Here is a 13,711-nt window from a genome sequence, read left to right on the forward strand (position 1 = left end):
AGTCCACGCTACGCCCTGGGTTCGGATTTGTTAACCCACCCGCCTTAAACAAGATGTAACACGGCTTGACCGGCAACGCAGCGAGCCACGCAAACGCTGGAAACTTTCGCCACCCGCCGCAGGTCACCTGATCATCACTCGGAGGACTCACCATGGCTCGGGCAATCTGGAAAGGCGCGATCAGTTTCGGACTGGTACACATCCCCGTCGCGCTGGTATCGGCAACCTCCTCGCAGGGTGTGGATTTCGACTGGCTCGACAGTCGCAGCATGGATCCGGTGGGTTATAAACGGGTAAACAAGGTCACCGGCAAGGAAGTCACCAAGGAGCACATCGTCAAAGGTGTGGCCTATGAAAAGGGGCGCTACGTGGTGCTCAGCGAGGAAGAGATCCGCTCGGCGCACCCGGTCTCGACCCAGACCATCGACATTTTTTCCTTCGTCGATGCCGAGCAGATCCCGCTGCAGAACATCGATACGCCTTATTACCTGGCCCCGGACAAGCGCGGTGGCAAGGTCTACGCCCTGCTGCGCGAAACATTGAGCAAAACCAACAAGGTCGCCCTCGCCCGCGTCGTCCTGCACACTCGGCAATATCTGGCGGCACTGATGCCGCTGGAATCGGCGCTGGTGCTGGTCAAACTGCGCTGGCCGCAGGAAGTGCGCGGCCTCGACGAACTGGAACTTGGCAGTGAAGTGACCAAGCCGCAACTGGCCAAGGGCGAGTTGGACATGGCCAAACGTCTGGTGCAGGACATGAGCGGCGACTGGAGTCCGGAGGATTACAAGGACGAGTTTGAAGACAAGATCATGGCCCTGGTCGAGAAAAAGGCCCATGAAGGCAAGATCGAGGATGTGGAGACCGTGGGTGGCGAGGAGGAGCGCAAGTCTGCGGATGTGATCGACTTGACCGAGTTGCTTAAACGCAGTCTGGGCGGTAAAGCACCGGCCAAACCAAAGGCCAAGGACAAGCCTGCAAGTAAGGCAGCCCCGGCGAGAAAAACCAAAAAGGCCTCGGGGGAGTAATCAGATTCGGTTCTTGTCAGGAAGCTGACAGGTTGGTTTTGAGAGAGTCATCGCTAGCAGACTGGCTCCTACAGAATGCGTTCCCTCCTGAACTCACATTCCACTGCAGGAGCCAACCTGCGGGCGATGGCTTAAAAAGGCATGATAAAGCGGTCAGATCAAAATGAAGATCGCCAGCAAACCGCCGAAGATCGCCCACTTTTCCATGTAGTAACGCGCGCGGTTGCGTTTCTTCAGTTCTTTGCCGCGCAGGCGCACTTTGTAGATTCTGGTAAACAGGCGGTTGATCCCACCCGTGCGGTCGCCCGCATCGTTGGGCGCACCTGCTGCCGACATCACGGTGCGGCTGAACCAGCTGTTGAACGCCGCCGCCCAGCGATATTTCATCGGGCGCTCGATGTCGCAGAACAGGATGATGCGGTTTTTGTCGGTGGTGTTTTCGGCGTAGTGGATGTAGGTCTCATCGAACATCACCGCTTCGCCGTCGCGCCAGTGGTAGCTCTCACCGTCGACATTGATATAGCAACCCGCGTCGTTCGGCGTGTCGAGACCCAGGTGGTAGCGGTACGAACCGGCATACGGGTCACGGTGACGAACCAGTTTCGAACCCGGAGGCAGCTCGGCGAACATCGCGGCCTTGATCGAACCGATGCTCTGCACCAGTTCGGTGGTGCGCGGGCACAGTTTCATCGCCGACGGATGGCTCTCGCCGTACCATTTCAGGTAGAAACGCTTCCAGCCACTTTTGAAGAATGAGTTGAAACCGACATCATCGTACTGATTCGAGCGCTTGATCTCACCGGCGCGCAGCAGGTTCTGGCCTTCCTGGCGAATTTCTTCCCAATGCGCCTGCAACGGGCTCAGGTCGGGAAATTCCGATGGATCGAGATACGGCTTGTTCGGCTTCTTCGAAAACAGGTACAGGAAGCAGTTGATCGGGGCCAGGAACGTCGAGTGATCGCTCAACTGACGGCCCAGTTTGTGACGCACACGGCCACGAAGGTGAACGTATGCAATCGAAATGACATAAATAGCAGCAATGATGAGTTTCACGGAAATCGTCACACGTCAAAAGTGAACAAACTGCGCGCCTGCCGGCCAGTGGCCCAGGGTCTGATGCAGTGGCATGAATACAAATACTGTCCCGGTGGCACTTCCTTGAGCCCTTGCCGTTAGTGGCTATTGGGTAATTGGCTGGCATTTTAGCCATACTTTGTAACCAAGGGTGAACCTGATCTGTGAAAAACTGTCCGCTGAATCTGCCAAACGGCGGACGCGACGTCTTCGCCCTATCGTTTAAAGAGCCAGACCAGTACAATCGCCGCCAAACTTTACGCGCCCCCCTTGGTTGATGACGGGACTGTCCCGCTTCAGCGCACTTTGACTCGGGCCAAGCGCTCCAGCCGCACCCTCGCTACTCAGAATGCTTCGCAGGAAAAACCTTTGATTTCTACAGCTAACATCACGATGCAGTTCGGCGCCAAGCCGCTCTTCGAAAACGTTTCGGTCAAATTCGGCGCGGGCAACCGCTACGGCCTGATCGGCGCCAACGGTTGCGGCAAGTCGACCTTCATGAAAATCCTCGGTGGCGACCTCGATCCGTCGGGCGGTCAGGTCATGCTTGAGCCGAACGTGCGCCTGGGTAAATTGCGCCAGGATCAGTTCGCCTACGAAGAATTCACCGTGATCGACACCGTGATCATGGGTCACGAAGAGCTGTGGAAGGTCAAGGCCGAGCGCGACCGCATCTACTCGCTGGCAGAAATGTCGGAAGAAGACGGCATGGCTGTGGCCGAGCTGGAAACCGAGTTCGCCGAGATGGACGGTTACACCGCCGAATCCCGCGCCGGTGAGCTGCTGCTGGGGTTGGGTATTCCACTGGAACAGCATTTCGGCCCGATGAGCGAAGTCTCGCCAGGCTGGAAACTGCGGGTATTGCTGGCTCAGGCGCTGTTCTCCGATCCGGAAGTGCTGTTGCTCGACGAACCGACCAACCACCTGGACATCAACACCATTCGCTGGCTGGAAAACGTCCTGACCCAGCGTAACAGCCTGATGATCATCATCTCTCACGACCGTCACTTCCTGAACAGCGTGTGCACGCACATGGCTGACCTGGATTACGGCGAGCTGCGTCTGTTCCCGGGCAACTACGACGAATACATGACCGTGGCGACCCAGTCCCGCGAGCAACTGCTGTCGGATAACGCCAAGAAGAAAGCGCAGATTTCCGAGCTGCAATCGTTCGTCAGCCGCTTCTCGGCCAACGCCTCGAAAGCCAAACAGGCCACCTCCCGCGCCAAGGCGATCGACAAGATCCAGCTGGCCGAGGTCAAGCCTTCCAGCCGCGTCAGCCCGTTCATCCGTTTCGAGCAGAACAAAAAGCTGCACCGTCAGGCCGTCATGGTCGAGAAAATGGCCAAAGGTTTCGACGGCAAGCCACTGTTCAAAGACTTCAGCTTCCAGGTTGAAGCGGGCGAGCGCGTAGCGATCATCGGCCCGAACGGTATCGGCAAAACCACCCTGCTGCGCACCTTGGTCAACGAACTGACCCCGGATGCCGGTAGCGTCAAGTGGACCGACGCCGCGGAGCTGGGCTACTACGCTCAAGACCACGCGCACGACTTCGAAGACGATGTGACGCTGTTCGACTGGATGGGTCAGTGGACGCAGGGCGAGCAGATGATTCGCGGTACTTTGGGCCGCATGCTGTTCTCCAACGATGAAATCCTCAAGTCGGTCAAAGTGATCTCCGGTGGTGAGCAAGGTCGCATGCTGTTCGGCAAGCTGATCCTGCAAAAGCCGAACGTGCTGATCATGGACGAACCGACCAACCACTTGGACATGGAATCGATCGAGGCGCTGAACCTGGCGCTGGAAAACTATCCGGGCACGCTGATTTTCGTCAGCCACGACCGTGAGTTCGTATCGTCCCTGGCCACGCGCATCATCGAGCTGAGCCCGAATGGCGTGACCGACTTCAGCGGCACCTATGATGACTACCTGCGTAGTCAGGGTGTGGTGTTCTAAGAGCAGCTGCGAGTTTTAAGTTGCTAGCTTCACGCTAAGGCCCTGTCCATGTGACAGGGCTTTTTGCATTTCCAGGGATAGTGATTTTGTGCTGCGAAGCCCTTCGCGAGCACGCTCGCTCCCACAGGAAACGCATTTCAAATGTGGGAGCGAGCTTGCTCGCGAAGAGGCCCTCAAAAACACCATCGACTCCAGGAAAATTAGTTAGCCTGCTTCCTTTTATTTCAGCGCCAAGCCATGATGCCGACTCTCCCACCGCCGCCCGCGAACGAGTCCAAATGTCTGCGCAGCAACAGCCTCCGCAAAGCTCAATGGCGATCACTCTGCAGATCGTCTCCATCGTGTTCTACACCTTTGTCGCCTTCCTGTGCATCGGCCTGCCGATCGCGGTGTTGCCCGGTTATGTGCATGAACAACTGGGGTTCAGTGCGATCGTCGCCGGGCTGGTGATCGGCTCGCAGTATCTGGCCACTTTGCTCAGTCGGCCGATGGCCGGGCGCATGTCGGATACGCTGGGTACCAAACGGGCGATTGTTTATGGCTTGTCAGGGATTGTGCTCAGCGGGCTGCTGACGCTGTTTTCGACGCTGTTGCAGGATTTTCCGTTGCCGAGTCTGATCATTCTGATCATCGGGCGCCTGCTGCTCGGCGTGGCACAGGGCTTGATCGGAGTCGGCACCATCAGTTGGTGCATGGGCCAGGTCGGGGTCGAACACACGGCAAGGTCGATCGGCTGGAACGGCATTGCCTCCTATGGCGCGATTGCGATCGGTGCGCCACTGGGCGTGGTGATGGTTGCCGACTACGGCTTTGCCAGCCTGGGGATCGCCCTGTCGATATTGGCCGCGGGCGCTCTGGTGCTGATCCGCAATAAACCTTCGGTGCCGGTGGTGCGTGGCGAACGGCTGCCTTTTTGGGCGGTGTTCGGGCGGATTGCACCGTATGGGGCCAGTTTGAGTCTGGCGTCGATCGGTTACGGCACGCTGACCACCTTCATCACCCTTTATTACCTCAACCGTGGCTGGAGCGGTGCCGCGTATTGCCTGACGGTTTTTGGCGTGTGTTTCATTCTGTCGCGGCTGCTGTTTATCTCGGCGATCAGTCGTTTTGGCGGCTTCAACTCGGCCATTGCCTGCATGAGCATCGAAACCGTCGGCCTGGTGCTGTTGTGGCTGGCGCCGTCCACCGCGTTCGCCTTGATTGGCGCGGGGCTGGCCGGGTTTGGCTTGTCGCTGGTGTATCCGGCGCTGGGGGTCGAGGCGATCAAGCAGGTACCCAGTTCCAGCCGTGGCTCGGGGTTGGGGGCTTATGCGGTGTTCTTCGATCTGGCGCTGGCGATTGCCGGGCCGCTGATGGGCGCGGTGGCGTTGAATCTGGGGTATGCGTGGATATTTTTCAGTGCGGCGCTGTTGTCGGTGATCGGGCTGGGGTTGACCTTGCTGCTCAAGCGCCGGGCGATGAGCTGAAAGACCAGAATGTTGCCAAAAGCAAAAGATCGCAGCCTTCGGCAGCTCCTACAGGGGATTGCATTCAATTGTAGGAGTTGCCGGAGGCTGCGATCTTTTGATCTTTATTGATCCGCGGTCTGCATCCCCGCCCGGCTCGGCTTGCCGAGGGTTCGCGAGAAGAACTGCCCGGCCTCGGAGATCAGGTTGCGGTGGATGTCTTCGCGATCAACGCCGTCAGCGTCGGTGCACAGCGCCGGCATAGCGCGGATCTGCTCTTCATTGCACGGTGCCATGAACACGAAGTGCCCTGCCCCGGCGAGCAATTTGAAATCCGGCGCGGTCGGCAGTTTTCGCGCCAGTGCAGCAGCGTTTTTATCGAAGGCCACCAGTTTGTCGCCATCACCGCTGTACAGCAGCACCGGCACATGCACGTCTGCCAGAGTGTGGCGGCCGAATTTCAGGCTCAGCGGCGCCATCAGTAGCAACGCATGCACGCGCGGATCGGCCACTGGCTGCAAGTCATCGCGGTCGACGATCAGTTCGCCCTGGGTATTGCAGGCATCACGGTCGTCCGGGCGTTCCTGGCAGTAACGGCGCAGGCGATCCAGATCCGGCTGCGCGCCGGAGAGGATCAATGCGGTCTCGCCCCCCGCCGAGTAGCCAATGACTCCGACCTGATCGGCGTTGACGAACGGCGAGAGCATCGGATCGCCGAGGGTGGCGGTGATCGCTTCGGAAATCTGGATCGGCCGCCCGTACAGATTGCTCAGGGTGCCGAGCCGGCTGTGGTCCTTGGAGTTGTCACCGGGATGAATCACCGCGACCACCACAAAGCCCTTGCGCGCCAGCGAGGTGGCGAGGTCATGCAGCGCGATAGGCGTGCCGGTATTGCCGTGGGACAGCATCAGCATCGGAAAGCGGCCGATGGCCACCTTGGTGTCGGCGCCGGCCTCGACGGTGTAGCCCTCAAGCAGGCTGGTGTGTTCGCGGTCGCTGGAGGGATAGAAGGCGATGGCACGCATCGGTTGCAGATCCAGCGGATCGAGGAACGTCATCTCGTGATAACCGACGCTCCAGACAGGGTGTCGCCCGGGCGCGGCATGCACTGAACCGAGGCTGCCGAGCAGGCAAATCAGTAACGCTGCACAAAGACGCATCATGGGATGGCCCACCCTGTGTTACTCAATCGAAAGATCCTTTGTGTTCCGACACGCCCGAAACCCGGTGGTTCGGTGATCCGGCGCGGCGTTGCACTCAGACGTTGATCGTTTGACTGCATAACCCGGGCCAGATTATGCAACAGTCAGAAACAAAAAAATCCGCATCTGGCCCTTGCAGAACCAGAATACAGAGTTTTTTCAGAGGCTACCTGAACGGCAGCTGCTCTTTACGCAATGCTTACGCAGCGGCGAACAGTTGCTCGCTGATCTTCGCCTGAGCAGCGCTCATCGCGTTGTTGCGCACTTCATCACCGTAGGCCAGACCTTCGGCACGGACGATTTCGATGTCGGTGATGCCGAGGAAGCCCAGGACCAGTTTCAGATATTCTTCGTGAGCGATGCCGCTCGCCTGACCGGCATGGATGCCGCCGGAGGTGGAGACGATCACCACTTTCTTGCCACCGCACAGACCTTCAGGGCCGGCTTCGGTGTAGCGGAAAGTCTGGCCGGCCACGGCGACGCGGTCGATCCACGCCTTGAGCTGGGTCGGAACGGTGAAGTTGTACATCGGCGCGGCGATGACGATGGCGTCAGCGGCGATGAATTCGGCCAGGGTCGAAGCGCTCAGCTCGGCTTCGTGCTGTTGTGCAGCGTCGCGCAGTTCAGCAGTGGTACCGGCAGCCACCAGGGTGGTCGACGAGAAGTGGCTGATGGCGTCGGCGGCCAGGTCGCGGTAGGTCACCACGGCGGTTGGCTCGGCGGCTTGCCAGGCTTTGACGACCTGGCTGCTCAGCTGACGGGAAGCGGAGTTGTCGCCCAGAATGCTCGAATCGATGTGCAGCAGTTTCATGTGGAATCTCCTGTAAAGAATCGCCGGCGGCGACGGAATGGAGACAATCCTACGGAAGAAACCAATAGCTGATTAGCCGCCGACAATGCGATAGTTCGTCCCACTGATAGAACGGTGGACTTTTCATGCAGGATCTCAACGACCTCTACTATTTCGCCAAAGTGGTCGAGGCTGGGGGCTTCGCGGCGGCTGGCCGATTGCTGGGCATTCCCAAGTCGCGGTTGTCGCGGCGTATTGCCGAACTCGAAGAACGCCTCGGCGCCCGCCTGCTGCAACGCACCACCCGCCAGCTGAACCTGACTGCGGTCGGTGAGCGCTACTTGCGTCACTGTCAGGCCATGTTGCTGGAAGCGGAAATGGCCGACGAAGCCGTTGCCAGCATGTCCAGCGAGCCACGCGGCCGCTTGCGCGTGTCTTGTCCAACCGGTCTGGCGCGGGAAATGTTGCCGTGGGTGATCAGCGAATTCCTCGGCAAATTTCCTCAGGTACAACTGGAAGTGGTGCTGATCAATCGTCGCGTCGATCTGGTTGCCGAAGGTTTCGACGTTGCGTTACGGGTGCGCGAACTCGGCGATGAAGATCCGTTGCTGGTGACCCGGCGTCTGCGTCAGGCGCAAATGGTCGTGGTGGCCAGCCCGGCTTTTGTCGAGGGCAAAACCATCGCCCACCCGCAGGACCTGAAGAACCTGCCGGTGCTCGGCGCGCTGGAAGCCGATCGCATGGTGCACTTGCGTTTGCTCGATCAACAGGGCAACAGCGTCGAACTGAACATGGAAGCGCGGCTGGGCATTGATGACTTCATCGTGCGCAAGGCCTGTGTGCTGGCCGGCCAGGGGTTTACCCTGCTGCCGATGATGTATTGCGAGGGCGACCTGGTGAGCGGCGCGCTGGTGCAACTGTTGCCTGAATGGTCGTTGCCCGGCGGCTGGCTGCAAGCGGTGTATCCGCATCGGCGCGGGGTGATGCCGGCGGTGCGGGCGTGGATCGATCACCTGGTCGATTCGTTCAATGCGTGCGGGGAGCGGTTGTTATGAAACAGGGAAAGATGAACGAAGCGCAGGTCGCCGCCTTCTGCCTGGCCTTGCCGGGCGCGCGCGAGGATTACAAGTGGGGCGGCGTGCGGGTGTTTTCGATTGCCGGCAACAAGATGTTCGCCTTGCAAGGGCTACGTGGAGACTCATTGGCGTTCAAGGTCGACAAGGACCTGTTTCTCGGCCATTGCGACCGCCCTGGCATTCACCCGGCACCTTATCTGGCGCGGGCGCAGTGGATCATCATGCATCCGCCCTACCCGCTGGGCGCCGAGGAACTGCAGGGCTTGCTGCAGCGGTCGCATCAATTGGTGGTGGGCAAGTTGCCCAAAAAAACCCAGGTTGGATTGTTGCTTTAGCTTTTGACTTTGGTGGGAGCGGGCTTGCTCGCGAATGCGCTGTGCCAATGGACGAATATGTTGTCTGACACACCGCATTCGTCGGAACGCCGCCCGGAGCAAGCCCGCTCCCACAGGGTTTCTTGTGGTGATTTAGAACAGTGAAAGCAGGTTTGAACCGAGAAACAACTGGTCGATCCAGAACACCTGATGCAGCGCCACGATCACCCAGAATAGAATCTGAAACGACGCCTTGCGCGTCTTGTGCCGGAACACCTGTTGGGCAATCAGCGCGCCGGGCCAGCCGCCGGCCAGTTCCAGCGCATGCAGGATGTTTTCCGGGGTGCGCCACGCATCGGCGCGGGCCTTGCGCTTGTCTGCCCAGTACATGAAAAACGCCAGCACGCTGACCACGCCATAAGCGATCAGCGGCACCCGCGAGATCCCGTGCAGCAACATCGACAGCGAACCGAACAGTGGCAGTGCGCAGACGATCAGCAGCACCACCAGTTTCAGTTTCAGATGCTGAATGCCGCCACTGGGCGGGCGCCCCTGCGGGCGGCGCGTGCGCGAATCACTCATGGTTTGGCCGCCGACCAGTCCACCCAGCCGAACTGCCAGGTCGCCAGAATCACCAGGCCGAAGACGATCCGGTACCAGGCGAACGCCGCGTAGCTGTGGTTGGCGATGAACTTGAGCAGACCGCGCACGGCAATCATTGCGAAGACGAACGCGGTGATGAAACCGATGGCGAACACCGGGAAATCCGCCGGCACGAACAGGTGGCGATACTTGTAGCCGGAGTACACCGCCGCACCGACCATGGTCGGCATGGCCAGGAAGAACGAGAACTCGGTCGCGGTCTTGCGCGACAGGCCGAACAGCAGGCCGCCGATGATCGTCGAGCCGGAACGCGAAGTGCCGGGAATCATCGCCAGACATTGGGCGAAACCGACTTTCAGCGCGTCCTTCCAGGTGATCTGGTCCACGGTTTCGGCGTGCACTTCATGCTGGCGGCGTTCGGCCCACAACATGATCACACCGCCCACCACCAGCGCGGTCGCGACGGTGATCGGATTGAACAGGTATTGGTGAATCAGGTCGGCAAAAATCACCCCCAACACCACCGCCGGCAGAAACGCGATCAGCAGGTTGGCAGTAAAACGCCGCGCACTCGGCTGGGTTGGCAAGCCAATCACCACGTCGAGAATCTTGCGGCGAAACTCCCAGACCACCGCGAGGATCGCACCAAGCTGAATAATGATGTTGAACGCCATGGCCCGTTCGCCGCCGAAGTCGAGCAAGTCGGCAACAATGATCTGGTGTCCGGTACTGGAAATGGGCAAAAACTCCGTCAGCCCTTCTACAACTCCTAGAATCAGTGCCTGCAAGGCGGTCCAAAGATCCATCAGTCCCCCAAAGAGCGATGCACGGCGGCATGCCCCGATAATATTTTTCGTTCACTGCGATCAGCGTAGCTGTCTGTTGCTGTACCGATTCCGCGCGCACAGCATCCACACGAAACGGTCAAAATTCCGTGAAATATCAACTTGGATTCAGGTTTTCTCGCGCGGGGCCGAAATCCTAACAGACAAGCTTTAATAGTGCTGCGGCGTTATACGACTTGGGTCGCGTATGCCCGATCACCCAAACGTGGTTGGATGCTGGCGTTGATTTATTACAAGAAAAAGAAATCGGAGTGACAGCGTTATGAACAGCTTGCGCAGTGTGTCGATCAGCCGACGCTTGTGGCTCATTTTGATTGTGGCCGTGGTCATGTTGTTGACCTTGGGCGTGTTGATGCTCAAGCAGATCCACGATGACCTGTATCACGCCAAGGCGCAGAAAACCCAGCATGTGGTGCAGACCGCCAGCGGCCTGCTGACCTACTACCATGACCTGGAAACCGCCGGCACCCTCACCCGCGACGCCGCACAGAAACAGGCGCTGACCGCCATTCGCGGCCTGCGCTACGACCAGAGCGATTACTTCTGGATCAACGACCTCACCCCCGTGATGGTCATGCACCCGACCAACCCCAAGCTCGAAGGCCAGAACCTCTCGGCGATCCGTGACCCGGACGGTTTCGCGGTGTTCAACGAAATGGTCGCGATCGCCAAAAGCCAGGGCGCGGGCATGGTCGATTACCGCTGGCCGAAACCCGGCGCCAGCGAGCCGGTGGCGAAAACCTCCTACGTCAAACTGTTCGAGCCGTGGGGCTGGGTACTCGGTTCCGGGGTTTACATCGACGATGTGCAGAACGAATTCCAGGGTCAGGTGATCAAGGCTTCGGTGATCGGCCTGGTGATCGCCGTGATCATGGCCCTGCTGGTGATCCTGATTGCGCGCAGCATCGTGCGTCCGTTGCAGGAAACCGTGAATGCCATGGCCAACATCGCCAGCGGCGAAAGCGACCTGACCCGCAGCCTCGATACCCACGGCCAGGACGAAGTCACGCAACTGGCGCACCATTTCAACGCCTTCACCGCCAAGTTGCGCCGGGTCATCGCTGACCTGCAGGTTTCGGCCAGCGCGCTGGGCCAGTCGTCCAGCGAACTGGGCAACGATGCGACCCAGGCCCAGCAACGCAGCCAACAGCAATCGCAACAGATGGAACTGGTGGCGACCGCCATCAACGAGGTCACCTACGGCGTACAGGACGTAGCGAAAAACGCTGAACATGCCGCCGCTGAAATGCGCGACGCCGAAGCCCAGGCGCAGCAGGGCCAGATCAACATCGACGGCAGCCTGCAACAGATCGACAAGTTGTCCGGGACCATTGATCAGGCGGTCGAAGTGATTCGCACCTTGGCGGCGGAAAGCACGCAGATCGGCAGCGTGCTGGAGGTGATCCGTTCGATTGCCGAGCAGACCAACCTGCTGGCACTCAACGCGGCCATCGAAGCGGCCCGCGCCGGTGAACAGGGCCGTGGCTTTGCGGTGGTGGCCGATGAAGTTCGGTTGCTGGCGCAGCGCACGCAAAAGTCGACCGCGGAAATCCAGACCATGATCGAGCGCCTGCAGAATCATTCCGAAGCGGCGGTGAAGGTCATTGGCGACAGCAGCAAGGCCTCGCAACTGACCATTGAGCAAGCCGGCCTCGCCGGTGCCAGCCTCAATGCCATCGGCCAGGCACTGCGCAATCTCAATGGCTTGAACGCCTCGATTGCCAGCGCCACCTTGCAACAGGCGCATGTGGTCGAGGACATCAATCAGAACGTCACGCAGGCGGCGGGCCTGTCCCACAGCACCGCGTTGGCGGCGGAGCAGTCGAGTGCGGCGAGTGTGAAACTGGGGCAATTGAGTGAACAGTTGAATCAGCTTCTGCGCCAGTTCCGCGTCTGACCCCTCACCCTTGTGACACTCCACCCTTGTGGGAGCGAGCCTGCTCGCGAAGGCGTAATGTCAGTCAACATCTGCGTTACTGAAATACCGCTTTCGCGAGCAGGCTCGCTCCCACAGGTTTTTGGGTACAATTGCGCCCCTTCTTGCACTCCCCCAAGGAACCCCCATGTCCGGGCTTGAACTGTTTGCCGCCGCCCTCGGTGTGATCGCCGTCTGGCTGACGGTCAAACAGAATCCGTGGTGCTGGCCGATCGGTCTGGTCATGGTGTTGCTGTACAGCTGGATCTTCTATGACGTGAAGCTGTACTCGGACATGTTGCTGCAAGTGATCTACGCCGCGTTGCAAGTCTACGGCTGGTGGCAATGGACCCGTGCCGGGACGATGCATGACGGCCGCGAAGTCACTCGTCTGGACCGCCGTTCGATCCTGCTCGGCCTGAGTGTCGGCGCACTTGGCAGCCTGCTGCTGGGCGCGGCCATGGCGCACTGGACCGACGCGGCGCAGCCGTGGCTCGACGCCGCGCTGACAGCGTTCAGCCTGGTTGCGCAATTGTGGATGGCGCAGAAACGCCTGCAATGCTGGGCGCTGTGGTTCGTGCTGGATGTGATTTTCGTCGGTCTGTTCCTTTATAAGGGCTTGTACCTCACCGCCGCGCTGTACGCCCTGTTCACCCTGATTGCGCTGCAAGGCTGGCGGGAATGGCGCGCCGATCCGGCGTTGCAGCGATGAAGGTGGTGGTCCTCACCGGCCCGGAATCCACCGGCAAGAGTTGGCTGGCGGCGGGCCTGCAGGAACACTTCGGCGGCCTGCGGGTGGATGAATACGTGCGCTGGTTCATCGAGCAGAATCCCCGTGATACCTGCCTGAACGACATTCCCGCTATCGCCCGTGGGCAGTTGCAATGGGAAGATCAGGCCCGAGCGCAGCAACCGCAACTGCTGATTCTCGACACTCACCTGCTGAGCAATATCCTCTGGAGCCAGACCCTGTTTGGCGACTGCCCGGCGTGGCTGGAGCCCGAGCTGCTGGCACGGCATTACGACCTGCACCTGCTGTTGTCGCCGGAGCAGATCGACTGGACGGATGACGGCCAACGCTGCCAGCCGCAGCTCAGTGAACGCATGGCGTTCTTTCAGGCCACCCGCGACTGGCTGGAACAACACCGGCAACCGCTGCAAATCATTCAGGGCAACTGGGATGAACGTCGGTCTCAGGCCTTCGAAGCCGTGGCGCATTTGTTGGCTGATTGACTTGGCAAACGGGCCCTGTCGAGGGCCAAGTGTCCATTCCTGAAACACTCGCCACAGCGCAAAGCAGCCGTTTAAATGGTCTTCATCATTTTGTAAGGCAATCTGTTACGCCCGTGTAACACCTCATGGCAAACCCTTGTTCCAGAGCTTTGCGCCGGCCGTGACCACCGCGGTGACCGGGGGTCTGTTTCAGCGTTGAAACAGATTATGTATCAACATTGCGCGCCACACTG

General features: G+C 59.6%; 13 protein-coding genes. 8 read left to right on the plus strand and 5 right to left on the minus strand.

Annotated features, from left to right (window positions below):
• Nucleotides 1–152 precede the first annotated feature (152 nt).
• Nucleotides 153–1,025, plus strand: a complete 873-nt coding sequence (locus tag ACIOUG_RS00855; RefSeq protein WP_401061766.1) for a Ku protein — start codon at nt 153–155, stop codon at nt 1,023–1,025.
• A 153-nt stretch (nt 1,026–1,178) separates the two neighbouring features.
• Here ACIOUG_RS00855 and lpxO read toward each other — a convergent pair whose 3' ends face one another.
• Complete coding sequence (lpxO, locus tag ACIOUG_RS00860) at nt 1,179–2,078, minus strand: lipid A hydroxylase LpxO (RefSeq protein ID WP_401061768.1); 900 nt, start codon at nt 2,076–2,078, stop codon at nt 1,179–1,181.
• Nucleotides 2,079–2,468: 390 nt separating this feature from the next.
• Here lpxO and ACIOUG_RS00865 point away from each other — a divergent pair, with 390 nt between their 5' ends.
• Nucleotides 2,469–4,055 carry an ABC-F family ATPase gene (locus ACIOUG_RS00865; RefSeq protein WP_080593251.1) on the plus strand — a complete coding sequence of 529 codons (1,587 nt, stop codon included), beginning with the start codon at nt 2,469–2,471 and terminating at the stop codon, nt 4,053–4,055.
• A gap of 278 nt (nt 4,056–4,333) precedes the next feature.
• A complete protein-coding gene (locus tag ACIOUG_RS00870; RefSeq protein WP_401061770.1) occupies nt 4,334–5,521 on the plus strand; it encodes an MFS transporter in 1,188 nt (395 codons plus the stop codon).
• 104 nt (nt 5,522–5,625) lie between these two features.
• Here the strand turns inward: ACIOUG_RS00870 and ACIOUG_RS00875 are convergent, their stop codons facing one another.
• Both ACIOUG_RS00875 and ACIOUG_RS00880 read right to left on the minus strand, forming a co-directional pair.
• Nucleotides 5,626–6,663, minus strand: coding sequence for a dienelactone hydrolase (locus tag ACIOUG_RS00875; RefSeq protein ID WP_003225347.1), 1,038 nt, complete (start codon nt 6,661–6,663; stop codon nt 5,626–5,628).
• A gap of 238 nt (nt 6,664–6,901) precedes the next feature.
• On the minus strand, nt 6,902–7,513 hold the full coding sequence (locus ACIOUG_RS00880; RefSeq protein WP_027612710.1) for an FMN-dependent NADH-azoreductase: 612 nt from the start codon (nt 7,511–7,513) through the stop codon (nt 6,902–6,904).
• A gap of 125 nt (nt 7,514–7,638) precedes the next feature.
• Between ACIOUG_RS00880 and ACIOUG_RS00885 the strand changes: the two genes are divergently transcribed.
• Together ACIOUG_RS00885 and ACIOUG_RS00890 are read left to right on the plus strand one after the other, a co-directional pair.
• The gene (locus tag ACIOUG_RS00885) at nt 7,639–8,547 is read left to right on the plus strand and encodes a LysR substrate-binding domain-containing protein (RefSeq protein ID WP_401061772.1); all 909 of its coding nucleotides are present in this window, start codon (nt 7,639–7,641) and stop codon (nt 8,545–8,547) included.
• The gene (locus tag ACIOUG_RS00890) at nt 8,544–8,903 is read left to right on the plus strand and encodes an MmcQ/YjbR family DNA-binding protein (protein WP_401061774.1); all 360 of its coding nucleotides are present in this window, start codon (nt 8,544–8,546) and stop codon (nt 8,901–8,903) included. The genes ACIOUG_RS00885 and ACIOUG_RS00890 overlap by 4 nt, the downstream gene beginning before the upstream one ends.
• A gap of 132 nt (nt 8,904–9,035) precedes the next feature.
• On the opposite strand, the gene ACIOUG_RS00895 is transcribed toward ACIOUG_RS00890, so the two are convergent.
• Both ACIOUG_RS00895 and ACIOUG_RS00900 read right to left on the minus strand, forming a co-directional pair.
• On the minus strand, nt 9,036–9,464 hold the full coding sequence (locus ACIOUG_RS00895; protein WP_401061775.1) for a DUF1294 domain-containing protein: 429 nt from the start codon (nt 9,462–9,464) through the stop codon (nt 9,036–9,038).
• Nucleotides 9,461–10,291, minus strand: coding sequence for an undecaprenyl-diphosphate phosphatase (locus ACIOUG_RS00900; protein WP_401061777.1), 831 nt, complete (start codon nt 10,289–10,291; stop codon nt 9,461–9,463). The genes ACIOUG_RS00895 and ACIOUG_RS00900 overlap by 4 nt, the downstream gene beginning before the upstream one ends.
• Before the next feature lie 301 nt (nt 10,292–10,592).
• On the opposite strand from ACIOUG_RS00900, the gene ACIOUG_RS00905 reads away from it, so the two are divergent.
• The 3 genes from ACIOUG_RS00905 (at nt 10,593) to ACIOUG_RS00915 (ending at nt 13,478) form a co-directional block, all read left to right on the plus strand.
• On the plus strand, nt 10,593–12,227 hold the full coding sequence (locus ACIOUG_RS00905; RefSeq protein ID WP_401061779.1) for a methyl-accepting chemotaxis protein: 1,635 nt from the start codon (nt 10,593–10,595) through the stop codon (nt 12,225–12,227).
• Between the two features lie 166 nt (nt 12,228–12,393).
• The gene (gene pnuC / locus ACIOUG_RS00910) at nt 12,394–12,957 is read left to right on the plus strand and encodes a nicotinamide riboside transporter PnuC (RefSeq protein ID WP_047598516.1); all 564 of its coding nucleotides are present in this window, start codon (nt 12,394–12,396) and stop codon (nt 12,955–12,957) included.
• Nucleotides 12,954–13,478: an AAA family ATPase gene (locus ACIOUG_RS00915; RefSeq protein ID WP_401062424.1), complete on the plus strand. Its 525-nt coding sequence runs from the start codon at nt 12,954–12,956 to the stop codon at nt 13,476–13,478. Before pnuC ends, ACIOUG_RS00915 begins: the two co-directional genes overlap by 4 nt.
• Nucleotides 13,479–13,711: the final 233 nt, after the last annotated feature.

Source organism: Pseudomonas sp. NPDC087803 (genome assembly GCF_044742995.1).
GTDB lineage: Bacteria > Pseudomonadota > Gammaproteobacteria > Pseudomonadales > Pseudomonadaceae > Aquipseudomonas.

What these genes read in the sequence shown, in the direction of transcription:
- ACIOUG_RS00905 (WP_401061779.1), top strand. Translation starts at nt 10,593, where the DNA reads ATGAACAGCTTGCGCAGTGTGTCGATCAGCCGACGCTTGTGGCTCATT.
- ACIOUG_RS00890 (WP_401061774.1), top strand. Translation starts at nt 8,544, where the DNA reads ATGAAACAGGGAAAGATGAACGAAGCGCAGGTCGCCGCCTTCTGCCTG.
- ACIOUG_RS00900 (WP_401061777.1), bottom strand. Translation starts at nt 10,291, where the DNA reads ATGGATCTTTGGACCGCCTTGCAGGCACTGATTCTAGGAGTTGTAGAA.
- ACIOUG_RS00870 (WP_401061770.1), top strand. Translation starts at nt 4,334, where the DNA reads ATGTCTGCGCAGCAACAGCCTCCGCAAAGCTCAATGGCGATCACTCTG.
- pnuC (WP_047598516.1), top strand. Translation starts at nt 12,394, where the DNA reads ATGTCCGGGCTTGAACTGTTTGCCGCCGCCCTCGGTGTGATCGCCGTC.
- ACIOUG_RS00855 (WP_401061766.1), top strand. Translation starts at nt 153, where the DNA reads ATGGCTCGGGCAATCTGGAAAGGCGCGATCAGTTTCGGACTGGTACAC.
- ACIOUG_RS00880 (WP_027612710.1), bottom strand. Translation starts at nt 7,513, where the DNA reads ATGAAACTGCTGCACATCGATTCGAGCATTCTGGGCGACAACTCCGCT.
- ACIOUG_RS00895 (WP_401061775.1), bottom strand. Translation starts at nt 9,464, where the DNA reads ATGAGTGATTCGCGCACGCGCCGCCCGCAGGGGCGCCCGCCCAGTGGC.
- ACIOUG_RS00885 (WP_401061772.1), top strand. Translation starts at nt 7,639, where the DNA reads ATGCAGGATCTCAACGACCTCTACTATTTCGCCAAAGTGGTCGAGGCT.
- ACIOUG_RS00875 (WP_003225347.1), bottom strand. Translation starts at nt 6,663, where the DNA reads ATGATGCGTCTTTGTGCAGCGTTACTGATTTGCCTGCTCGGCAGCCTC.
- ACIOUG_RS00915 (WP_401062424.1), top strand. Translation starts at nt 12,954, where the DNA reads ATGAAGGTGGTGGTCCTCACCGGCCCGGAATCCACCGGCAAGAGTTGG.